Raw genomic sequence first — 20609 nt, forward strand, 5'->3', positions numbered from 1 at the left:
GTCAACGCTTGAGGCGGGGGTTGAGCACGTCGCGCAGCTGGTCGCCCACCAGATTGATCGCCACGATCACTAAGGTAAGCACGATGCCGGGAAACATCGAAATCCAGTAAACGCCGCTGAGCAGGAAGTCGAAGCCATTGGCGATCAGCATGCCGAGCGAGGGTTCAGTCACCGGCACACCGAGGCCAAGGAAACTGAGCGTGGCTTCCAGCGTGATCGAGCGCGCGATATCCACGGTGGCAATCACGATCAGCGGCGGCAGGCAATTGGGCAGCAGATGGCGCCACAGGATGCGGCTGCGGCTGAGGCCCAGGCAGCGCGCCGCCTCAACATATTCCTTGTTGCGTTCCACCAGCGCGGCGCCGCGTGCGGCACGGGCGAAATACGCCCATTGCACCGCCACCAGCGCCATGATCACCTTGTCCACGCCATTGCCCAGCACCGCCAGCAGGATCAGCGCCACCAGGATGGCGGGGAAGGAAAGCTGGATATCGACGATGCGCATGATCAGGGTTTCCACCCCGCCGCCGAAATAGGCCGCCGCCAGGCCGGCCGCGGCGCCGATTGCCAAAGCGCAGCTTACCGCCACCACGCCAACAAACAGGCTGATGCGCAAGCCGTGCAGCATGGCCGACAGCATGTCGCGGCCCTGGCCATCCGAACCGAGCCAGAATACCAGGCCATCGCCGGAAAGCTGGCCCGGCGCCAGGCGCGAATCCATGATGTCGAGCTTGGCAAGGTCATAGGGATCTTGCGGCGAAATCCACGGTGCCAGCAAAGCCGCCAGCAAGGCGAGGGCAAACAGCGCCAAGCCAAACAAAGCCAGCTTGCTTTCGGCAAATTCCGAAACGATCCGCTGCAACGGGGTTTGCGCCGGCGCCGGCGCCGTAATCGGGGAAGCCACGCTCTGGCTGCTCATTTTGCGCCTCCCAGCCGCACGCGCGGGTCCAGCACGGTATACAGGATATCCACCACCAGATTGATCACCACCAGCAGAAACACCACCACCATCAGATAGGCCACGATCACCGGCCGGTCGAGCTGGTTGATCGAATCGATCAGCAGCTTGCCCATGCCGGGCCAGGAGAAGATGGTTTCGGTGATCACGGCGAAGGCGATCAGCGCGCCAAGTTCCAGGCCGGTGATGGTGACTACCGGCACCAGGATATTCTTCAGGATATGCACGCCGATCACACGGCGTTCGCTGAGGCCCTTGGCACGGGCGAATTTCACATAATCCATTAGCATCACCTCGCGCGCAGTGGCGCGCGCCAGACGCACGATCAGGGCGCATTTTGAAAGCGCCAGCGTCACCGCCGGCAGCAGGATGTGATGCCAGCCCTTCACGGTCAGCACGCTGAGTTGCAGGCCCAGCACATCCACGGTGGGGCCGCGGCCGGAAGCCGGCATGATGCCGAGCTGCACTGCAAAGACCATGATCAGCATCAGCCCGACCCAGAAATTCGGCAGGCTGAAACCCAGCACCGAGCCGGCCATGATGGCGCGGGCACCGAGGCTCTCATGCCGCAGGCCGGCATAAACCCCGAGCGGCAGGCCGATCAGCACCGCCATCACCGTGGCGGTGATGGCAAGTTCCAGCGTTGCCGGCATCCGTTCCAGGATCAGCGCCATGGCCGGCTGGCCGTAGACAAAAGACTTGCCGAATTCGCCAATAAAGGCCGAACCGACAAAGCGCATGTATTGCACCCAGATCGGCTGATCCAGGCCTAGCGCCTTGGAGATTTGCTCGCGGTCAATCTCGGTGGCTTCCGGGCTGGCCAGCACCGCCAGCGGATCGCCCAGCAGATAGATGCCGCCAAAGACCAGCACCGACATCACAGCCACGACCAGCGCCGCTTGCAGCAGGCGCCGGATGATGAAAACCAACATCCCCCGATGTCCCTATCCGTTATGTTGCGCGGAGCCTAGCGGAAAGTGGGACACGGAACCAGTGCGAACCACACTCAACAATGCGCAAAAACTAACCTGCGCAAAAAAACACCTGTAACCCGAAACAGAAACGGCAGCGATGGTTTTCGCTGCCGTTACATCGAAGCCCAGGGTGAGCGGAAATTCAGTCTTCGTCGCCGTCAATCTCGTCAAGCGGCACGGCGCCGGCAGCGGCAGCCGCAGCCGGCGGCGCTTCGATGCCGGCCCGCTCGCGCTCGCGCGCTTCCCGCTTTTCCTTGCTGTCGCGCCGCTTGGCGGCCAGCAGCAGCACGCGGTCGAGTTCGGACTGGCTGCAAATGCCCAAGCTGACCGGATCGCGCGGCTTGATATTCGGCGCATTCCAATGGGTGCGGCTGCGCACGGAATCAATTGTTGCCTTGGTGGTGCCGAGCAGCTTCTGCACCTGGGCATCGCCCACTTCGGGGTGATATTTCAGCAGCCAGGCGATGGCATCCGGGCGATCCTGGCGCTTGGACAGCGGCGTGTAGCGCGCGCCCTTGGTCTTCTGCCGCGCCAGCGGCACGGTGGGCGCCAGCAGCTTCAGATTGGCGGCAGGATTGGCTTCGCAGCGGGCGATTTCCGCAGCGGTGAGCTGGCTGCTCGCCACCGGGTCCTGGCCCACAATACCAATGGCAACCTCGCCATCGGCGATGCCCTTCACTTCCAGCGGGTGCAGACCGCAGAAAAACGCGATCTGGTCGAAGGTCAGCTTGGTATTGTCGATCAGCCAAACGGCGGTGGCTTTGGGCATCAACGGTAGGGCCATGAGACGCATCCTTCTAGGCCGGGCAGCCGAGTGAGGTATGCCGGGCAGCCGGTTAGAGCCGCCCCGGTCCACGCCAGGCTGGGGGTGTCCGGAAATCGGGCGCCACTATACCCGAGCCGGCGCCCAACGCAACCGCCGAGCGGCTAGCTTTGCGCCATTATGTTCAAATGGTTAGCAAAACTTTGCCGATATGATCCCCCTGGTCCAGCCGGGCATGGGCCGCGCCGGCCTGGGCCAGCGGGAAGCGGGAATCGATCACCGGCCTGATCTTGCCGGCGGCGAAGGCGGGCCACACTTTGGCTTCCAGCGCGGCGGCAATGGCGCCCTTGAACGGCACCGGCCGGGGCCGCAAAGTCGAGCCGGTGATGCTCAGGCGGCGGCGCATCACATGGCTCAGCTCGGCTTCGCCCTTGGGGCCGCCTTGCAGGGCGATGATCACCAGCCGGCCGTCATCGGCCAGGGCCTTGATGTTGCGCGGCAGGTAGCTGCCGCCCACCATGTCCAGGATCACGTTCACGCCACGGCCATCGGTCAATTGCCGGATCGCCTCGCCAAAATCCTCGGTCTTGTAGTTGATGCCGCGCTCGGCGCCGAGCTGTTCAACAAAGCGGCATTTGGCATCCGTCCCGGCGGTGGCGAAAATACGCCCGGCGCCGAGTAGCTTGGCAAGCTGGATCGCCGCCACGCCGATGCCGGAAGCACCGCCATGGATCAGGATGCTTTCACCCGGCAGCAGGCCGCCACGATCGGCAATGTTGCTCCATACCGTGAACCAGTTTTCCGGTAGCGCAGCGGCTTCTTCCATCGACAGGCCACTCGGGATCGGCAGGCATTGCAGGCCTGGCGCGGTGCAATATTCGGCATAGCCGCCGCCGGCCACCAAAGCAGTCACCTTGTCGCCAACCTGCCAGCGTGTGGCGGCCTGACCCAGGGCAACAATTTCGCCGGCCACTTCCAGGCCGGGGATGTCGGGCGCACCGGGCGGCGGCGGATACATGCCGGAACGCTGCAACAGATCAGGCCGGTTCACCCCGGCCACGGCCACCTTGATCAGCACTTCGCCGGTTTCCGGCTGTGGCAGCGGGCGCAGGCCCGGCTGCAACACCTCGGGGCCGCCTGGGCTGGTGATCTCGATGGCGGTGATCTGCTGCGGCAACATTGGCTTTCCTCCGTTGAATGTCTCCTGCTGATCTAACGCTTGCCGGCGCCTGCGGCAAGGCTAGGATGTTGCAACAGGATCAGGGAGGGCGGCGATGGATTGGGATGAGGCGATGGGCAAGAAGCCGGCTGCGCCGAAATACGACGTCATGTCGGTTGCCGATCTTGAAGAGCGTATCGCCGAATTGCAGGCCGAGATTGAAACCATCCGCCAGGTGATTGCAAAGAAACAGGCGGCGCGCGGCGCAGCCGCGGGCTTCTTCAAACAATAGGCCCAAGCAACCGGGCCATGGCCTCAGCGTTCGGTAAGCTTCAATTCGATGCGGCGGTTACGGCGCAAGGCGATTTCGTCGCTGCGTTCATCCAGGGGCTGGTATTCGCCAAAGCCGGCAGCGGCCAGGCGCTCGGCCGGCACGCCCTGGGCGATGAGGAATTTGGTCACCGAAATGGCACGGGCTGATGAAAGTTCCCAGTTCGACGGGAATTGCGGCGTGTTGATCGGCACCTTGTCAGTATGGCCGTCAACCCGCAGCACCCAGGGCAGGTCGGTGGGAATTTTCTTCGAGATATCGATCAGCGTGCGCGCCAGCTTGGCCATCTGGTCGCGGCCCTGCGGGTTCAGGTCAGCCGAGCCGCTGGGAAACAGCACTTCCGACTGAAACACAAAGCGGTCGCCGACAATCTGGATATCGCGCCGGTCGCCCAGCGCCTGACGCAGCCGGCCAAAAAATTCCGAGCGATAGCTGGTCAACTCATCCACCTTGCGTGCCAGCGCGGCATTGAGCCGCTTGCCCATATCAAGCACTTGGGCCTGGCTGGCTTTTTCTTTTTCCTCGCTTTCGCGCAGGATTCGTTCGATCTGGCCCAATTGTTCACGCAAGGCCAGGATCTGGCGGTTCAGCAGGTCGATCTGGCTGCGCGCCTCGGCGCTGACACGGCGCTCCTGCTCCAGTGCGCCGCGTTCAGACACCAGCTTGCCATCCAGATCAACAATGATCTGCTTGGTTTCGGCCAGTTGTTTTTCGGCCTCGTCATGCCGGGCCTGGGCATCGCTTAACGCGGCGGCAAGCTGGTCGCGCTCGGCATTGCTGGCGGCCAAAGTGGCCTGCATCTGGCCCAGATTGAGGCGCAGGTCGTCGCTGGTTTTTTTCTCCAGCGACAATTGCTCCACCATGCGGGCTAGGTCGCCACGCAGGGCATCAATCGCCTTGTCCTTGCCTGAAATTGCATTGGCAAGGAAAAACTGCGCCAGGATAAACACTGCCAGCACAAACACGATCACCATCAGCAGGGTGGACAGTACGTCCACATAGCCCGGCCAGGGATTGCCGGCATTGCTGTCATTCCTGCGCCAGGCGCGGCTGGCCATGATCAATTGCCCCGGCGCTGGTTATCGGCCGCCGCTGCGATGGTGCGCGACAGCAGCTTGATCTCGGCGCGCATGTCATCCACCAGTTTGGTGCGGCCCTGGGCCGCATCATCCAGCAGGCGGGTGAGCAACAAGTCCATGTTGCGCAGATGGCCGCGGCTGGCGGCATCAAAGCCACCGCTTTCGGTATTCTGCGCCAGCTTGGCCATGATCGGCCGCATCTCGATCTGATGCTCGGTCAGTTTCAACAACAGGCCCTGTTCGGCGCGCATCTGCTCGGTCAGCAGGCTCAGCTTTTCATTCAGTTGCAGCAAGGCGGTACTGGCATTGCTGCGGTTATCCTCGCCGCGCGCCATGGTGCGTTGCAGATTGTCCAGGCTGTCGGCGGTCTGCTCCAGCAAAGCCTGAACATAAGCCGGCACCGACTGGTCGCCTTCCAGCACGCCGCCGCCGCCGACCCGGGTGAAGCCGGCGAGCCACTCCTCAAGATCGTTATAGAAGCGGTTCTGCGCCTGGCCGGCCTGCAAATCCAGAAAGCCGAGCACCAGCGAGCCGGACAGGCCAAGCATCGACGAGGAAAACGCCAGCCCCATGCCAACCAGGGGCCGCTCCAGGCCGCTTTTCAGCTTCTCGAACAGCACATTGATATTCTCTTCGCCGCTCAGCGAAAGGCCGGAGATCGTATCGCTCACCGAGCCGATGGTTTCCAGCAGGCCCCAGAAAGTGCCGAGCAGGCCGAGAAACACCATCAAACCGATGAAATAGCGCGAGATATCGCGGGCTTCATCCAGCCGCGAGCCGACGGAATCGAGCAGGGCGCGGGTGGCGGCGGCGGAAACCTGGCCGCGTGGGCCACGGTTTTCCAGCATCTTGGCCAGCGGCGCCAGCAGGTTGGTGGGTTTGCCGACATGCGGCACGGTGCTGGTAAGCTGCGATTTCTGCCAGGCTTCCAGCCAGTTGGCTTCGCTGCCCAAAAGCAGGGTCTGGCGGAAGCTGAACAGAATGCCGATCAGCGCCACGGCGGCGATCAGGCCGTTGAGTGCCGGATTGGCCAGGAAGGCGCGCTGCAACGGCGCGTGCAGTACAAAGACCACGGCGCCTACGGCGATTAAAAACAACACCATGCGCAGCAGGTAGCGGCCCGGTTTGGTCATGCCTGCACCTTCTCCTGAATATAAGTCGGTCGCGGTCGCCCAAGGGCAACAGTTATGCAATTACGCAGCGAATATGGCTTTTCCGGGGCGATATCCCGGGAAAACATTGCCGTCAGCGGCCGACGGTGACCACTTCAACGCGGTCGGCCGGGCTATTGTCGGTCGGGGCGCCAAGCGCGCGCACATCAATGCGGGTGGAGCGGATACCGCGATCAATCAGGAAACCGCGCACCGCCAAAGCCCGGCTCAGCGACAGGCGGCGGGCGCCGCTGGCGGCATCGGCGCCGGAAGCGCTGGCATAAGCCCTGATCTGGATGCGGTCTTCGGTATTGGTCAGGCTGCGTGCCATGGCTTCCAGGGCGGCGCTGCCATTGCCGGCCAGTTCGCTCTTGCCCGGCTCAAACACCAGGTTGACCTGGCCGGCACCGCCCGGCAACGGCGTCGGGGCGGCAGAGGCAGCCGGCGGCGGGGTGAGCAGAGCGGTCTGCTGGCTGGCCGGATTGCTGCTAGCGGGCGGGCGCACCAATGGTGCAGCGGCTGTTGGGGCGGCGGGCGGCGCGGCAGCGGCGGGCATGGGTGCCGGGGCTGGCGTCGCAGTGAGCGGGGTTGGTGCCGGTGCCGTGGCCGAGGGCGGTGTGGGCAATTGCAGCGGCATGCCGGCAGCAGGCGCGGCGGCAATAGCGGGTGCGCTGATGCTGGGAACGCTGACGCTGGGCGTGCTGATGCTGGGCGGCGGCAGATTGACGCTGGCAACAGGTGTCTGCGTCGACGGGCGCGTGGCGGGTGCCGGCTTGGCAACCACGGGTTTGCTGGTGGCTTTGGGCGCCGGGGTCGGGGTGTTGGCCACCGCCGGTGTGGCGCTGCTGGCAGCGGGCGCGGCGCGGCTGGCCTTGCTGGCGGCCGGCGGGCGCAGTTTCACCTTCTTGCTGCTGCGCTTGGTGCTGGTCTCGGGGCCGGTTTCACCCAGCAAGGGCTTGGGCATGCCGCCCAGCACGGCAGCTTGCGGATTCTGCGCGCCGGCAAAGCCAGGCAGCGGCGGTCCCAGGCGATCCAGCGCCTGCATGTTCACGATCACGCTGCCGCCGCCAACATAACTGGTCTGGGCCACAGCGATATGGGAAACCGGCAGCGCCAGCGCCAGCGCGGCGAGCGAAAGCTTTGTCAGCTTGACGGCCATTGGTTTAATCCCCCGGTTACGCAATACCGCACGAACGATAGCGGACCTTGGCCACTAGCTCAACCCGGCAAACTATTCAACTTAGAGCGAATTAAGCCGGTTTATTGAGCAATTTCTGGATCGGGGTATACAGCGTGTCATTGCTGGCCAGGATATCGCCGGTGGCCTGCATGGTGTCGCCGCCGCGCAGGTCGGTGACCAAGCCGCCGGCCTCGCGCACCAGCACAATGCCGGCAGCAATATCCCAGATCGACAGGCCACGTTCCCAGAAGGCGTCATAGCGCCCGGCGGCAACATAGGCCAGGTCCAGTGCAGCGGCGCCCATGCGGCGGATGCCGGCCACTTCCGGCATCACGGCGGCCAGTTCGCGGCGGAACTGGGCATGGTCGCCACGGCCATGGAACGGAATGCCGGTGGCCAGCACCGCATCAGGCAGCTTGCGGCGGGCGGAAACCCGCAAGCGGCGTTCGTTGACATAGGCGCCCTGGCCCTTTTCGGCCCAGAACAGCTCGTCGCGCACCACGTCCAGCACGATGCCGGCAATCAGCTCGCCTTCACGCTGCACGGCGATGGAAATGGCAAAATGCGGAATGGCATGCAGGAAATTGGTGGTGCCGTCGAGCGGATCGATGACCCAGTAATTCTTGCCATCCTTGGCCTCGATGCGGCCGCCTTCCTCCATGATGAAGCCGAAATCCGGCCGCAGCTTGGCTAATTCCACCTGCAAGGCCTTTTCGGCCTTGCGGTCGGCGGCGGAGACAAAATCGGCTGGCCCCTTGCGGCTGACCTGAAGATGCTCAACCTCGTTGAAATCGCGCAGCAGGCCACGCGCAGCCTTGCGCGCCGAATTGGTCATCGCGTTGATCAGGGCGGATCGCAGGGCCATGGGATTCGTGCTCGACCGAATAAAAAGGAAGCCGGGGGGTGGCGGAAAGGCGCGGAACCTATCAGCCAAGCCCCGGATTGGCAATTGCTTGGTGAAACGCCTGCACCGCCGCTGCCGGACCGCCCGGATGCTGCCAGATACCGGCTGAAACCGCCAGGAAATCCGCCCCGGCACGCACCAGCGGGGCGCAATTCTCCGCCGTGATGCCGCCGATGGCAACGCAGGGTATTTCCATCAAATCATGCCACCAGGCCACCAGATCGGGTTCGGCCTGGAATTTCGGCTGCTTGGTGCTGGTGGGGAAGAAGGCGCCAAAAGCCACGTAATCCGCCCCGGCCTCGGCCGCTTCCATCGCCAGATGGCGGGAATTGTGGCAGGTGACGCCAACAATACGATCCGGGCCGAGCAGGCGCCGGGCTTCCTCATAGGGCGTATCCTGCTGCCCGATATGCACACCATCGGCGCCCAGCTTCACGGCCAGGTCGGGCCGGTCGTTGATCAGCAGCGCCACGTCATGTTCATGGCAGATCGGCAGCACAGCCTCGGCGGCGCGGCGGAAGGCATTGTCGGCGGCCGGTGCCTCGCCATCCTTGAGGCGCAGTTGCAGGCAGGCCACATCGCCAGCGCCGCAGGCGGCCTTGAGCTGTTCGGCAAAGGCCGCCGGATCAATCACCGGGGGTGTAATCAGATAGAGCCGCGTGGTGGTCGCTTGTTTGCTGCTCATGCCAGGAAAGCCTTCAACGCATCCAGGGTTTCATCGGGCTTTTCGCCCATCATCAGATGGCCACAATCCGCCAGCACATCGACCCGCGCCTGTTTGAGCTTTTTGGCAAAGGCCGCGCCGCCGCGCGCCGGGGTCATCATGTCGCGGGCGCCAGACAGCACTTGCACCGGGCAGGTTATCGCCGCCGCTGCCGCATCGCCGCCGGCATAGGCGTTGCAGATGCGGAAACCGGTGGCTAAAGCCTCACGCGGGGCGCGGTCGGTGAGCCGGATCGCGCCACCCAGCAGCCAGCCGCCGGGATTGCGGTTGCCGCCGATATGGCTTTTGCGCGCCAGCATCCAGTCATTCATCAGCGCGATGGCCTTGAAGTCGCCGCTATCGGCCAGCGCCTGCAATTCCGGGTTCACCGCCATCGGCAGGCCGAAGCCGAGCAGCGACAATTTGCTCACCCGCCCCGGATGCCGTGCGGCGGCTTCAAGCCCGATCAGCGCGCCCATCGAATGGCCCACCAAGGCGGCTTGCTCAATGCCAGCTGCATCCAGCAGATGCGGCAGCCAATCAGCGAAAGCCTCAATGCTCTGCGGCATCGGCCCGTCTGACTTGCCATTGCCCGGCAGGTCCACGGCCAGCACCGACCAGCCATGATAGGCGAACCAGCGGGTTTGCAGCGCCCAGATGGTATGGTCGCAGGCATTGCCATGGATGAACACCACGGCGGGCTGCGCCTTGTCGAAGGCCTTGCCGCCGGTGGCTGCGAATACTTTTTTACCCTGAACCTCAAGCCACATTGCTGTCGTCCCTTACTCGGCGGCTTGCGCGGGGATCGCCTTGGCGGCGGCGCGCAGGGCCTGATTCAAATCGTCGATCAGGTCGGCCGGGTCTTCCAGGCCAACAGACAGCCGCACCAATTCCTCGCCGATGCCGGCGGCCTTGAGTTCCGGCGCGCTCATCTGCTGATGCGTGGTGCTGGCGGGATGGATCACCAGCGACTTGGCATCGCCAACATTGGCCAGATGCGAAAACACCTGCAACGCCTCGATCAGCGCCCGGCCGGCAGCGCGGCCGCCCTTGACGCCGAAGCTGAACACCGCGCCGCTGCCCTTCGGCAGCAGCTGCTTGGCCAGCTCATGATCCTTATGTTCCGGCAGTTCGGGATAGCTGACCCATGCCACGCCCTTATGGCCTTTCAGGAAAGCCACCACCTTGCGCGCATTCGCCACATGGCGCTCCATGCGCAACGGCAGGGTTTCCACGCCTTGCAAGATATGGAAGGCATTGGTGGGGCTGAGGCAGGCGCCGAAATCGCGCAGGCCCTCGGCACGGGCGCGCATGATGAAGGCGGCGGGGCCGAATTCCTCGGCGAAATCCAGGCCGTGATAGCCGGCATAGGGTTCGGTCAGGGTGGGGAATTTGCCGCTGGCTTCCCAATCAAACCGGCCGCCATCGATCAGCGCGCCGCCGATGGCAACACCATGGCCGCCGAGGAATTTGGTGGCCGAATGCATCACCAGATCGGCGCCATGTTCAAAGCCCTTGAACAGATAGGGCGTGGCGAAAGTGCAATCCAGCATCAGCGGCAGGCCGGCTTCATGTGCGATGGCGGCCCAGGCCGGCACGTCCAGCACTTCCAGGCCGGGGTTACCCAGAATCTCGCCAAATACCAGCCGGGTTTCCGGCTTGATCGCCGCCTTCAGCGCGGCATGGTCGCGCGGATCGACAAAGCTGGTGGTGATGCCGAAGCGCGGCAGGGTATGCACCAGGATATTATAGCTGCCGCCATAGATGTTGCGGCTGGCGACGATATGGCCGCCCTGGCCCATCAGTGTGGTGATGGCCAGATGCAACGCCGCCTGGCCCGATGCGGTGCACACCGCGCCAACGCCGCCTTCCAGCGCCGCCAGCCGTTCTTCCAGCACCGCCACGGTGGGGTTGGAGATACGCGAATAGATATGGCCGGCGCGTTCCAGGTTGAACAAGGCCGCGGCATGATCGGCATCGCGGAACACATAGCTGGTGGTCTGGTAGATCGGCAGCGCACGGGCGCCAGTGGTCGGGTCGGGCTGCTGGCCGGCATGCAGGCTCAGCGTGTCGAAGCCAAGGAATTTCGGGTCCATCGGGTGCCTCTTGTGCGAATCACGGCAGGACTTTACTGCATGCCGGGCAAAAAAATAGGCCGCCCCACATTTACCGGGACGGCCATGAATTGCCTCAACCTCAAACTGGCCGAATTAACGCACCGGCCCGGGTTCGAGTCAAGCATATGTAACGGATTGTAACGGGGGATATGTGCCGGAAAAGGCGGCCGCCGCGAGGCACCCACATGGACGGGCTAAAAACTGGCGCGACGGCCGTTTTAAGTTCCAACAGGGAGGAAACACGAGACTAACTGGGGCTACTTTAGCTTACCCCGCTTAATGAAGCGTGAAGCTGGATTGGCGGTTTTCTGCTCGCAGAAATAGTGTACGGTCGGCGCCATGGCTGAACGACCCGAGATAGCGCCGCAGCCGGTGCCAGATCGCCTGCTGGATGCGGCATTGGAGTGTTTTCGCCGCCTGGGCATTCACCGCGCACGGGTGGAGGATATCGCCAGCGCCGCCGGCATGGCGCGCACGGCTGTTTATCGTTTCTACCCCAGCAAGCGCGCCATCGCCGCCGCCGTGGTGGCGCGGGTGCTGCTGACCGACGAGGCCCGGCTGGCCGATTTGGCGCGCAACCGTGATCGCAGCCCGGTGGCGCGGCTGAAAGCCGTGTTGCTGGCTGAGGCCGAATTGATGCGGCTGCTGCTGGCGGATCGCTGCCTGGCTGAATTGCTGGCGATGGTATTGCTTGAAAACAGCGATGTGTGGGAACAGCACCGGCGCGGCCTGCGCGGGCTTTATGCCGGCGTGCTGCGTGATGGCCAGCGTGCCGCCCGCTGGCGCAATGGCAATATCGAAGCACTGGCCCAGACAGTGGAGGATTTGACCCGGCCATTGCACGATGCGCGCCTGCTGCTGGAAAGCGGCCCGCGTGAAGTCGCCCTGGTGGATGCGGTGCTGGAATGGCTGGAGCGGCGCACGCGCTAGGCTTATACTGCCGCAGGATCAAACTGGAGCCGCGTCTGTGTTGTCACGCCTGATCGAACCGCAAAGCCGCTGGGGCCGCGCCCTGGCCAGCCTGGGCCTGGGCTTCGGCCTGCCGGTTTTGCTTTATGGTATCCTGCTGCTGCGCAGCCATGGCAACGAGCCGCAGGGCATGTGCGCCCGGGTGCCGGGCAATAGCGGCACCCTGCCGATCCAGATGGGGCGCGGCGATGGCGATTTCACCTGCGGCCTGAACTGGGATTACACCCTCTGGAACCTGGCGCTGCCGGCGCTCGGCTTCGCCCTGCTGGCCTATCTGCTGATGGGCTTGGCTGCCCGCAAATCTCAGGGCTGAATTTCGCGCATTTTTGCCGGGTCGATACGGCAATCCAGGATATTGGGCTGGAACACCGCGCCGATCAGCAGCCGGCCCTGGTGATGCGCTGCCACGCTGGCGCCGGAGAGCAGTTCGCCCGGATCGCCAAAAGCCTGCATTACGCGGGTAGCGCCGCGCTGGTCGCGGTCGATGCGCAGCACCAGGCTGGGGCTGGCCTTGTCGGCATTGCGGGCATGGCCGATGAAGGCAAAGGCATTGGGATGCAGCGCCGCCCACAGCGCGCCGCTGGAATCGTAGCGCAGATTGTCCACCCCGCCGGGCAAAGCCAGCGAACCGCTGCGTTTGAGCAGGCCGCTGGCCGGATCACGCTCAAAGGACAGCAGCATGCGCCACTGCGTTGAACCGACCAGGGCGGACAGCCCATCCGGGGTCAGCGCGATGCCATTGGCAAAGGCGATATCCTCGGCCACCGGGCGGGTGCCGCGCGCATCGTGGTAGATCACCGTGGAACGCGCCAGTTGCAGGATATTCTCCACGCCATGCATCCAGCGCGGGCCGCTGCCGCGGTCATTGGTCAGGTAGAAACTGTCCGGCCCGGCGGCAACGATGCCGTTGGGGCTGACGAACAGGTCGCTGCCGATGCTGCCGAGATGGCGCAGGCGGCGGCCGGCCAGCTCAAAAAACTCCACCGTGCTGCGCTCGTCGCTGCGCTGGTTGATGACTTGCAGAATCCACGTGCCGGTGGCCGGGGCATGCAAGGCGATGCCGCGCGGCCGGAATGGCATGCCGCCAGGCAATTCCAGCGCCACCGGCGGGGCGGGGCCGAAGCTGGCCAGATCGTAATACCACAGGCCGCCATTCTGGGCGCGGTTGCGGCGGTCATGCGCTGAGATGATGGCGCCGCTGCCATCGGGCAGGATCAGGATATCTTCCGGCCCGGCCGGCGATGGCACCGGGGTGCATTGCCCGGCCATAAAAGGCTCGGCGCTCTGATAGGCGCCACCCAGCCAGGCGGTGTAGATGCCATACACCACCAGCATGGCGGCCAGGAACAGCCACCAGCGGCGCAGGCCGGCGCGCTTACGCGGCGGGATCGGTGCCTTGGCCATCGTCCAGCGTCTCGTTCATGAATTGCAGGCGGGCGAGGCGGGCATAGAGGCCGCCTTCGCGCATCAGGCTGTCATGCCGCCCGCTGGCGACAATGCGGCCTTTTTCCATCACCACGATCCGGTCGGCCTTCTGCACAGTGGCCAGGCGATGCGCGATCACCAGCGTGGTGCGGCCACGCATCAGCCGCTCCAAAGCCAGCTGCACCTTGCGTTCGCTTTCGGCATCCAGCGATGAAGTGGCTTCGTCCAGCAGCAGGATCGGTGGATCGCGCAGCAGGGCGCGGGCAATGGCGATGCGCTGGCGCTGGCCGCCGGAAAGCCGCACGCCGCGCTCGCCCAGATAAGTATCGTAGCCCTGCGGCAAAGCCTGGATGAAGCCATGCGCGGCGGCGGCTTCGGCGGCAGCGCGGATTGCGGCATCATCGGCCTCGGGGCGGCCATAGCGGATATTCTCGGCCACGCTGGCGCCGAAGATCACCGGTTCCTGCGCCACGAGGCCGATCTGGCGCCGCATCGCCACCGGATCAAGCCGGCGCACATCCAGGCCGTCGATGCGGATCGTGCCGCCCTGCGGATCGTAGAAGCGCTGCAAAAGCTGAAACAGCGTGGTCTTGCCGGCACCGGAGGGGCCAACAATCGCCACGGTTTCGCCGGCCGCGATATCCAGGCTCAGATTGTCGATGGCGGCGCTGCCGGGCCGCGCCGGATAGGCAAAGCGGATGGCATCAAACTGCACCTGGCCGCTGGCCCGCGCCGGCAGTTGCAGCGGCTGTGCCGGCACCGGCAGGCCGGGTTCGGTGCCCAGCAGTTGCATCAGCCGTTCGGCGGCACCGGCGGCGCGCTGCACATCGCCCCACACTTCCGACAACGCACCCACGGCGGCGGCGCCGATCACGGCATAAAATACAAAGGCGGAAAGCTCGCCGCCCGACATCTCGCCGGCAAACACCGCCTTGCCGCCGATCCACATCACGGCATTCACCGCGCCGAAAACCAGCAGCATCACCAGGGCGGTGAGCGAGGCGCGCGCCCGGGTGCGGCGCACGGCGGTGCCGAAGGCACTTTCAGCATTCTGGCCGAAGCGGCGTGCCTCGCGCGCCTCGGCGGTATAGGCCTGTACCGTGGTGATGGCATTCAGCGTTTCGCCGGCCTGGGCGGAAAGATCGGCCACACGATCCTGGCTCTGGCGCGACAGCACCCGCAGGCGGCGGCCAAACACGATGATCGGCAGCACCACCAGCGGAATCACCAGCGCCACCAGCATGGTCAGGCGTGGTGAGGTGATAAGCAGCAGCGCGGCGCTGCCGATGAACAGCAGCAGGTTGCGCAACGCCACCGAGATGGATGAACCGACCAGGGTCTGGATCAGTTCGGTATCGGTGGTCAGGCGCGACAACACCTCGCCGGTGCGGGTACTTTCAAAAAAGGCCGGCGACAATTTCAGCACATGGGCGAACACCGCCTTGCGCACATCCGCCACCACCCGCTCGCCAAGCCAGGTGACACAGTAGAAGCGGGCATAGGTGGCAATCGCCAGCACCACCACCACGCCGAACAGGGCGCCGAAATAGAGATCGAGCATGGTGCCGTCGCCGCCGCTGCCGAAGCCGACATCAATCACCCGGCGGATCGCCTGGCCGATGCCCAGCACCGCCACGGCGGCCACCACCAGGGCAACACCGGCACCGGCGGCGATCCAGCGATAGGGCAGAACAAAGCTGAGCAGGCGGGCCAGCGGCCCGAAGCCGGGGCGCCCCGAGGCTTTGGCGGAGGGCGTGGCGGAGGAGGAGGGAGCGGCAGGTGATGTCATGGTGTCCAGCGGTATACCAGCCGGGCCGCCCGCTGCCCAGCGGTGCGCCGGGCCAGTTGCAGGGGTGCGGCATTGGCGCACCGGGCATGCTCTGGCGCTTTCCGGGCTTGCGGAGCCGGCCCGGTTTGGCTATAACCCGCCGCCATTGCGGAATTCACTGATGGCCGGGCCTAGACTTTTGCCCCGGCCGGGAGACTGAGACATGAAGCCGGATATCCATCCCGATTACCACGAAATCAAGGTGCAGATGACCGATGGCACGGTCTACAGCACCCGTTCCACCTACGGCAAGGCTGGCGATGTGCTGGCGCTGGATATCGATTCGAAGTCGCATCCGGCCTGGACTGGCGGCCCGGCGCGCCTCAACGAGGCCGGTGGTCAGGTGGCCAAGTTCAACAAGCGCTTCGCGGGTTTCGGCCTGAAGAAGTAAGGCTTTTCCGGGCCAAACACCCGGGGTTAGATTGAACAGGCGGCCTATGATCAGGCCGCCTGTTGTCTTTCCGGCAATCCATGTGTTGCCGGCGCGTCTTGGACGAATCGATGAGCCAGGTCTATCAAGCCGCCTCTTTTTCGCTCGGCAGTGAAGTGGTCACCATCGTGATGGTGGCGGCCAGTGCGGTTGCCACCCAGGAGATGGCGGCGCGCTCCTTTGCAGGCCTCAGGCCGCATTTCCGCAATTCCACTGTGGTGCTCGCCACCCAGCAATTGGGCCTGGCGCCGCAATTCACCGGCCCACGCCATGTGCTGGAAGCCCTGCGCGGCAAGACTTTGGGCGATTTCCGCTGGCAGCCCATCGTTATCAGCTAGAAAAAAAGGGGCTTGAAAGCCCCAACCCGCCTTCCTACATCGTCGTTGTCCCGGTGCCGCTTGCGGATCGGGGCATAACAGCGGCTCGGCCAATCCTGGCGGGTCGCGCAGATCTCTTGTCGCTCAAGGAGGATAAGACCCATGCGTGCTTTCGACATTTCCCCCCTGCTGCGGTCCAGCATCGGCTTCGACCATGTCAACCGCCTCTACGATCTTGCCAGCCGGCTTGACGAATCGAGCCTTTCCTACCCGCCCTACAATATCGAGAAACGTGGCGAGGACGCTTACCGCATCACCATGGCGGTGGCCGGTTTCCGCCTCGATGAACTGGATGTGACGGTGAAGGAAAACAGCCTCACCATCGCCTCGAAGGTGGTGGAGCAGCCGGCCGAGGCTGAGGGCGTGACCTACCTGCACCGCGGCATTGCCCGCCGCGCCTTCGAGCGCCGCTTCGAACTGGCCGATACCGTGAAAGTGGTGGGCGCCCAGTTGGTGGATGGCCTGCTGCATATCGAGCTGAAGCGCGAAGTGCCCGAGGCCAAGAAGCCGCGTCAGGTGCCGATCCTGGCCGGCAGCCAGCCGCAGAGCCTGCGCGCTGCCTAAGCCGACCTAACGCTCGCTATGGAGCCCGGGTGGCAACACCCGGGCTTTTTTATTGCTGCTGAATCTCGCAAAGCGGGCATGGGATGGTTAAGGTACACCCAAAAGAGGGTGTCCATGAGCGAATCAATACCAGTGAATACACCTGAGCGGCTGGATTTTCAGCCCGCTCCCGGCCTGGCTCGGCTGCTGCTGCGCAACTTCTTTTATGGTCTGCTGACCCTGGGTTTTTATCGTTTCTGGGCGCGCACCAATCTGCGGCGTTATCTGTGGGGCGCGGTGCGGTTGCAGGATGAGCCGCTGGATTATACCGGCACCGGGCGCGAACTATTCCTCGGTTTTATCATCGTGATGGCGGTGTTTGTGCCGGTATCGCTGATCTATGGCGGCATCCAGGTGGCGCTGGCCGGCGATGCGCCCGCCCTGGCCAGCCTGGATGGCCTCTACTTCATTGTGTTGTTGCTATTGGTGGCGGTGGCGCAATTCCGTGCCCGGCGCTATCGCCTGTCGCGCACATTGTGGCGCGGCATCCGCGCCGGCCAGGGCGGTTCAAGCTGGGCATATCTGGGCCGCTTTGCGCTCTGGTTGCTGGCCGCCATCGTCACCTTGGGCTTCAGCATACCCTGGGCTGCCGCCGATCTGGCGCGCTACCGCATGCGGCATACCTATTGGGGCAGTTTCCAGGGCGATTTCGTCGGTGCGCCCAATCAACTGTTGCTGCCGATAGCCTGGATGTGGGGCGCATTGGTCGGCATGCTGGGCTGGTCGGTCTATGATTTCTTCACGTTGGCCGATGGCATGCAGCGGCAAATCGCAGTCTACAAGATTATGACTGGCGGTGCCTTGATGCCGGTGCTTTTCATCTATTTCCAGATGGCCTGGCTGCGCTGGTATATCGATGGCATGCGGCTGGGGCCGTTGCGTTTCAAGGCGGATTTCAGTGCTGCAGCTTTGTTCTGGCGCCTGGCCCTGGGCGGATTGCTGGTTTTGATTGCCGTGGGCGCGCTGTGGATCGGGCTCGGCTTTGCGATTGGCATGGCCGCCGTCAATGGCGGTCTGACCCAGGAAACCGCCTTCGGCAACCCGCTGGTCATCCTGGCGATCGTGCTGATGTTGCCGCTGTTGTTGCTCTGCCTGCGGCTGGCCTATTACTACCTGATGTTCATGCCGGCCCTGCGGCGCGTGGTGCTGGGGGTGAGCGTGATCGGCCTGGATGCCGCCATGCTGGCGCAACAGGCTGCACCGGACCAGATGCGCAGCGGCGAGGGACTTGCGGATAGTTTCGATATACCCTTGTAGGCATGGTGACGCTGGATAGTGAAATTGAAGCCATCCTGTTTGATGGCAAAAGTGCCGCGCCGCATGCGGTGCGGATAGAACTGGCCGGCGATGCCTTGCTGCTGCTGGATACTGCCAGCGGCGCCGAGCGGGCGCGCTGGCCCTGTGCCGCGATTCGCCTGGTGGATGGCCGGATCAAGCCTGAAAGCACGGCGCCGTTCCGGCTTGGCCTGCTTGAACCCGGCAGTGCAACATTAACGCCGGCCCGGCTGCGGCTGCCAGCGGAGGCTTTGCCTTTCATTTTGGCTGCCGTGCCGGCATTGCGGGCGCGGCGGCAGAAAGTGTCGGCCATGCTGAAGGCGCAGCGTTATCTGCTCGCTGCCGTGCTGGGCGTGATGCTGCTGGTGATCGGCTTTTTTGCCGCCGTGCCACTGCTGGCCAATGCGGCGGCGCAGGTGGTGCCGGCCAGTTGGGAGATCAAGCTGGGCGAGCGCCTGGCGCCGGCTGCCATCCAATGGTTGACGCGCGGCGCGGGCGGTGTCTGTGCCCACCCCGATGGCAAAGCCGCCTTGCAGAATCTGGTATTGCGGCTGGAAGCCGTGCCGCCGGCCTTGCGCATGCCGATCAAGGTGGTGGTGGTGCAGTCGCCGGTGCTGAATGCCTTTGCCCTGCCGGGTGGTCAGATCCTGCTCACCAGCGAATTGCTGAAAAAAGTCTATAACGAACAGGCCCTGGCCGGCATCCTGGCGCATGAAATGGGCCATGTTGGCGCAAGGCATAATGTGGCGGGCTTTTTGCGCTCCAGCGCCTATGGCGTGATGCTTGGCCTGCTGCTGGGTGATGTGGTCACTGGCATCGGGCTGGTGGGTGGTTTCCAGTATCTGCTGGATATGGCCTTCACCCGCGAATTTGAGGCCGAGGCAGATGAGGCGGCTTTGCAGCGCCTGCTGGCAGCCGGCTTTGATCCGGCCCAGGTGGCGGGTTTCTTTGATCTTTTGGCGGCGCGCGAAGCCGGCAAGGGGATACCGGAATTGCTCAGCAGCCATCCCGGCAGCGAGGGCCGGGCGGAATATTTCCGCCGCCACCAGCGCGGCATCATTCCGCTATTGCCGGGCGATTGGCTGGCTATCAAAGGGATATGTCAGACTGTCTCGCTGAAATGAAAACGGCCCCCGCCGGTTGGGCGAGGGCCGCTGAAGTGGAAGATACCTGATCGCTCAGGCAGTGGCGGAGAGCGCCGCCACGCCGGGCAGTTCCTTGCCTTCGAGCCATTCCAGGAAGGCGCCGCCGGCGGTGGAGACATAGGAGAATTCCTCGGCCACGCCGGCATGGCGCAGGGCTGCCACGGTGTCGCCGCCGCCGGCCACGCTGAGCAGCCGGCCGGATGCGGTGAGGGCCGCAGCCGTGCGCGCCACCATCACGGTGCCGGCATCAAACGGCGCCGTCTCAAAGGCGCCGAGCGGGCCGTTCCATACCAGGGTCTTGCAATCGGCCAGCACGGTGCCGAGCCGTGACGCCGCCACCGGGCCGATATCCAGGATCATCTGGTCGGCCGCCACGCGGTCGGCGGCCACCACCTTGCTCGGGGCGCCGGCCTTGAATTCACGCGCCACCACCACATCGTCGGGCAGTATAACAGCGCAGCCGCGTGTCACGGCATCACGCAGGATGTCGCGCGCGGTATCGGCCATGTTCTTCTCGCACAGGCTCTTGCCCACTTCGCGGCCCTGGGCAAACAGAAAAGTGTTGGCCATGCCGCCACCGATGATCAGCTTGTCCACCTTGCCGAGCAGGTTGCCGAGCAATTCCAGCTTGGTGGAAACCTTGGCGCCGCCAATCACCGCAGCCACCGGATGCTCCGGCTTTTCCAGCGCCGCCGAAAGATGCTTCAGTTCCACTTCCATGTTGCGGCCGGCATAGGCCGGCAGCAGATGCGCCAGCGCCTCGGTGGAGACATGGGCGCGATGCGCGCAGGAAAAGGCGTCGTTCACATAGATATCGCCGAGATCGGCCATCATCCGGGCAAAGGCGCTGTCGTTCTTTTCTTCTGCCGGATGGAAACGGGTGTTTTCCAGCAGCACGATGCCGCCCTTGCGCAGGCGGTCAATCGCCGCCTTGGCAACATCACCAACACAATCCTCGGCGAAGCCCACGGCGGAACCCAGCGCGGTGGCGAGCGCTGCCGCCACCGGCTTGAGGCTCATTTCCGGCACCACCTTGCCATCCGGCCGGCCGAAATGCGACAGCACCACCACCTTGGCGTCCTTGCGCGACAATTCGTGCAGGGTCGGCAGGATGCGGGAGATGCGCAGATCGTCGGTGATGCGCCCGTCCTTCATCGGAACGTTGAGGTCGACGCGCACCAGCACGATCTTGCCGGCGACATCCACATCATCAAGGGTGCGGAAACGAGCCATGGTCA

General features: G+C 64.3%; 22 protein-coding genes. 8 read left to right on the plus strand and 14 right to left on the minus strand.

Annotated features, from left to right (window positions below; all coding sequences use genetic code 11):
* Nucleotide 1: 1 nt before the first annotated feature.
* The 4 genes from KBB36_RS09655 to KBB36_RS09670 all read right to left on the minus strand — a co-directional run bounded on the left by KBB36_RS09655 (nt 2) and on the right by KBB36_RS09670 (nt 3875).
* Nucleotides 2-919: an ABC transporter permease gene (locus KBB36_RS09655; protein ID WP_290979411.1), complete on the minus strand. Its 918-nt coding sequence runs from the start codon at nt 917-919 to the stop codon at nt 2-4.
* Nucleotides 916-1890, minus strand: coding sequence for an ABC transporter permease (locus KBB36_RS09660; protein WP_290979414.1), 975 nt, complete (start codon nt 1888-1890; stop codon nt 916-918). Before KBB36_RS09660 ends, KBB36_RS09655 begins: the two co-directional genes overlap by 4 nt.
* A gap of 184 nt (nt 1891-2074) precedes the next feature.
* Nucleotides 2075-2716, minus strand: coding sequence for a cell cycle transcriptional regulator TrcR (locus KBB36_RS09665; protein WP_290979417.1), 642 nt, complete (start codon nt 2714-2716; stop codon nt 2075-2077).
* A gap of 163 nt (nt 2717-2879) precedes the next feature.
* The gene (locus KBB36_RS09670; protein ID WP_290979420.1) at nt 2880-3875 is read right to left on the minus strand and encodes an NAD(P)H-quinone oxidoreductase; all 996 of its coding nucleotides are present in this window, start codon (nt 3873-3875) and stop codon (nt 2880-2882) included.
* A gap of 112 nt (nt 3876-3987) precedes the next feature.
* Here KBB36_RS09670 and KBB36_RS09675 point away from each other — a divergent pair, with 112 nt between their 5' ends.
* A complete protein-coding gene (locus KBB36_RS09675) occupies nt 3988-4146 on the plus strand; it encodes a DUF1192 family protein (protein WP_290979423.1) in 159 nt (52 codons plus the stop codon).
* A 23-nt stretch (nt 4147-4169) separates the two neighbouring features.
* Here the strand turns inward: KBB36_RS09675 and KBB36_RS09680 are convergent, their stop codons facing one another.
* From KBB36_RS09680 to KBB36_RS09710, 7 genes are all read right to left on the minus strand, one after another.
* A complete protein-coding gene (locus tag KBB36_RS09680) occupies nt 4170-5243 on the minus strand; it encodes a peptidoglycan -binding protein (protein WP_290979427.1) in 1074 nt (357 codons plus the stop codon).
* 2 nt (nt 5244-5245) lie between these two features.
* Entirely contained in the window at nt 5246-6397 is a 1152-nt protein-coding gene (locus KBB36_RS09685) for a flagellar motor protein MotA (protein ID WP_290979430.1), read from the minus strand.
* A gap of 112 nt (nt 6398-6509) precedes the next feature.
* On the minus strand, nt 6510-7574 hold the full coding sequence (locus KBB36_RS09690) for an OmpA family protein (protein ID WP_290979433.1): 1065 nt from the start codon (nt 7572-7574) through the stop codon (nt 6510-6512).
* 91 nt (nt 7575-7665) lie between these two features.
* The gene (locus KBB36_RS09695) at nt 7666-8460 is read right to left on the minus strand and encodes an inositol monophosphatase family protein (RefSeq protein WP_290979436.1); all 795 of its coding nucleotides are present in this window, start codon (nt 8458-8460) and stop codon (nt 7666-7668) included.
* A gap of 61 nt (nt 8461-8521) precedes the next feature.
* Complete coding sequence (gene thiE / locus KBB36_RS09700) at nt 8522-9184, minus strand: thiamine phosphate synthase (protein WP_290979439.1); 663 nt, start codon at nt 9182-9184, stop codon at nt 8522-8524.
* Nucleotides 9181-9972 carry an alpha/beta hydrolase gene (locus tag KBB36_RS09705; protein ID WP_290979442.1) on the minus strand — a complete coding sequence of 264 codons (792 nt, stop codon included), beginning with the start codon at nt 9970-9972 and terminating at the stop codon, nt 9181-9183. The genes thiE and KBB36_RS09705 overlap by 4 nt, the downstream gene beginning before the upstream one ends.
* Nucleotides 9973-9984: 12 nt before the next feature.
* On the minus strand, nt 9985-11298 hold the full coding sequence (locus KBB36_RS09710; RefSeq protein WP_290979445.1) for an O-acetylhomoserine aminocarboxypropyltransferase: 1314 nt from the start codon (nt 11296-11298) through the stop codon (nt 9985-9987).
* A gap of 360 nt (nt 11299-11658) precedes the next feature.
* On the opposite strand from KBB36_RS09710, the gene KBB36_RS09715 reads away from it, so the two are divergent.
* Together KBB36_RS09715 and KBB36_RS09720 are read left to right on the plus strand one after the other, a co-directional pair.
* Nucleotides 11659-12249: a TetR/AcrR family transcriptional regulator gene (locus tag KBB36_RS09715; protein ID WP_290979447.1), complete on the plus strand. Its 591-nt coding sequence runs from the start codon at nt 11659-11661 to the stop codon at nt 12247-12249.
* 37 nt (nt 12250-12286) lie between these two features.
* The gene (locus tag KBB36_RS09720; protein WP_290979450.1) at nt 12287-12601 is read left to right on the plus strand and encodes a hypothetical protein; all 315 of its coding nucleotides are present in this window, start codon (nt 12287-12289) and stop codon (nt 12599-12601) included.
* Here KBB36_RS09720 and KBB36_RS09725 read toward each other — a convergent pair.
* Nucleotides 12592-13692: a hypothetical protein gene (locus KBB36_RS09725; RefSeq protein ID WP_290979453.1), complete on the minus strand. Its 1101-nt coding sequence runs from the start codon at nt 13690-13692 to the stop codon at nt 12592-12594. The genes KBB36_RS09720 and KBB36_RS09725 overlap by 10 nt on opposite strands.
* Entirely contained in the window at nt 13664-15502 is a 1839-nt protein-coding gene (locus tag KBB36_RS09730) for an ABC transporter transmembrane domain-containing protein (protein WP_290979456.1), read from the minus strand. Before KBB36_RS09730 ends, KBB36_RS09725 begins: the two co-directional genes overlap by 29 nt.
* Before the next feature lie 202 nt (nt 15503-15704).
* Between KBB36_RS09730 and rpmE the strand changes: the two genes are divergently transcribed.
* The 5 genes from rpmE to KBB36_RS09755 all read left to right on the plus strand — a co-directional run bounded on the left by rpmE (nt 15705) and on the right by KBB36_RS09755 (nt 19350).
* The gene (gene rpmE, locus KBB36_RS09735; RefSeq protein ID WP_290979459.1) at nt 15705-15932 is read left to right on the plus strand and encodes a 50S ribosomal protein L31; all 228 of its coding nucleotides are present in this window, start codon (nt 15705-15707) and stop codon (nt 15930-15932) included.
* 110 nt (nt 15933-16042) lie between these two features.
* Nucleotides 16043-16309 (plus strand): hypothetical protein, encoded by a 267-nt coding sequence (locus KBB36_RS09740; protein ID WP_290979462.1) that lies wholly within the window; start codon nt 16043-16045, stop codon nt 16307-16309.
* 141 nt (nt 16310-16450) lie between these two features.
* Nucleotides 16451-16912, plus strand: a complete 462-nt coding sequence (locus KBB36_RS09745; protein ID WP_290979465.1) for an Hsp20 family protein — start codon at nt 16451-16453, stop codon at nt 16910-16912.
* Between the two features lie 114 nt (nt 16913-17026).
* Nucleotides 17027-18208 (plus strand): DUF898 family protein, encoded by a 1182-nt coding sequence (locus KBB36_RS09750; RefSeq protein ID WP_290979468.1) that lies wholly within the window; start codon nt 17027-17029, stop codon nt 18206-18208.
* Between the two features lie 2 nt (nt 18209-18210).
* On the plus strand, nt 18211-19350 hold the full coding sequence (locus KBB36_RS09755) for a M48 family metallopeptidase (protein WP_290979471.1): 1140 nt from the start codon (nt 18211-18213) through the stop codon (nt 19348-19350).
* A gap of 54 nt (nt 19351-19404) precedes the next feature.
* Here KBB36_RS09755 and KBB36_RS09760 read toward each other — a convergent pair whose 3' ends face one another.
* A complete protein-coding gene (locus KBB36_RS09760) occupies nt 19405-20604 on the minus strand; it encodes a phosphoglycerate kinase (protein WP_290979474.1) in 1200 nt (399 codons plus the stop codon).
* Between the last annotated feature and the right edge of the window lie 5 nt (nt 20605-20609).

It is taken from the genome of Ferrovibrio sp., from assembly GCF_017994015.1.
Taxonomy (GTDB): domain Bacteria; phylum Pseudomonadota; class Alphaproteobacteria; order Ferrovibrionales; family Ferrovibrionaceae; genus Ferrovibrio.

What these genes read in the sequence shown, in the direction of transcription:
- KBB36_RS09680 (WP_290979427.1), bottom strand. Translation starts at nt 5,243, where the DNA reads ATGGCCAGCCGCGCCTGGCGCAGGAATGACAGCAATGCCGGCAATCCC.
- KBB36_RS09740 (WP_290979462.1), top strand. Translation starts at nt 16,043, where the DNA reads ATGAGCCAGGTCTATCAAGCCGCCTCTTTTTCGCTCGGCAGTGAAGTG.
- KBB36_RS09715 (WP_290979447.1), top strand. Translation starts at nt 11,659, where the DNA reads ATGGCTGAACGACCCGAGATAGCGCCGCAGCCGGTGCCAGATCGCCTG.
- KBB36_RS09670 (WP_290979420.1), bottom strand. Translation starts at nt 3,875, where the DNA reads ATGTTGCCGCAGCAGATCACCGCCATCGAGATCACCAGCCCAGGCGGC.
- KBB36_RS09755 (WP_290979471.1), top strand. Translation starts at nt 18,211, where the DNA reads ATGGTGACGCTGGATAGTGAAATTGAAGCCATCCTGTTTGATGGCAAA.
- KBB36_RS09725 (WP_290979453.1), bottom strand. Translation starts at nt 13,692, where the DNA reads ATGGCCAAGGCACCGATCCCGCCGCGTAAGCGCGCCGGCCTGCGCCGC.
- KBB36_RS09675 (WP_290979423.1), top strand. Translation starts at nt 3,988, where the DNA reads ATGGGCAAGAAGCCGGCTGCGCCGAAATACGACGTCATGTCGGTTGCC.
- KBB36_RS09665 (WP_290979417.1), bottom strand. Translation starts at nt 2,716, where the DNA reads ATGGCCCTACCGTTGATGCCCAAAGCCACCGCCGTTTGGCTGATCGAC.
- KBB36_RS09695 (WP_290979436.1), bottom strand. Translation starts at nt 8,460, where the DNA reads ATGGCCCTGCGATCCGCCCTGATCAACGCGATGACCAATTCGGCGCGC.
- KBB36_RS09655 (WP_290979411.1), bottom strand. Translation starts at nt 919, where the DNA reads ATGAGCAGCCAGAGCGTGGCTTCCCCGATTACGGCGCCGGCGCCGGCG.
- KBB36_RS09760 (WP_290979474.1), bottom strand. Translation starts at nt 20,604, where the DNA reads ATGGCTCGTTTCCGCACCCTTGATGATGTGGATGTCGCCGGCAAGATC.
- thiE (WP_290979439.1), bottom strand. Translation starts at nt 9,184, where the DNA reads ATGAGCAGCAAACAAGCGACCACCACGCGGCTCTATCTGATTACACCC.
- KBB36_RS09690 (WP_290979433.1), bottom strand. Translation starts at nt 7,574, where the DNA reads ATGGCCGTCAAGCTGACAAAGCTTTCGCTCGCCGCGCTGGCGCTGGCG.
- KBB36_RS09730 (WP_290979456.1), bottom strand. Translation starts at nt 15,502, where the DNA reads ATGACATCACCTGCCGCTCCCTCCTCCTCCGCCACGCCCTCCGCCAAA.
- rpmE (WP_290979459.1), top strand. Translation starts at nt 15,705, where the DNA reads ATGAAGCCGGATATCCATCCCGATTACCACGAAATCAAGGTGCAGATG.
- KBB36_RS09745 (WP_290979465.1), top strand. Translation starts at nt 16,451, where the DNA reads ATGCGTGCTTTCGACATTTCCCCCCTGCTGCGGTCCAGCATCGGCTTC.
- KBB36_RS09685 (WP_290979430.1), bottom strand. Translation starts at nt 6,397, where the DNA reads ATGACCAAACCGGGCCGCTACCTGCTGCGCATGGTGTTGTTTTTAATC.
- KBB36_RS09660 (WP_290979414.1), bottom strand. Translation starts at nt 1,890, where the DNA reads ATGTTGGTTTTCATCATCCGGCGCCTGCTGCAAGCGGCGCTGGTCGTG.
- KBB36_RS09710 (WP_290979445.1), bottom strand. Translation starts at nt 11,298, where the DNA reads ATGGACCCGAAATTCCTTGGCTTCGACACGCTGAGCCTGCATGCCGGC.
- KBB36_RS09750 (WP_290979468.1), top strand. Translation starts at nt 17,027, where the DNA reads ATGAGCGAATCAATACCAGTGAATACACCTGAGCGGCTGGATTTTCAG.
- KBB36_RS09705 (WP_290979442.1), bottom strand. Translation starts at nt 9,972, where the DNA reads ATGTGGCTTGAGGTTCAGGGTAAAAAAGTATTCGCAGCCACCGGCGGC.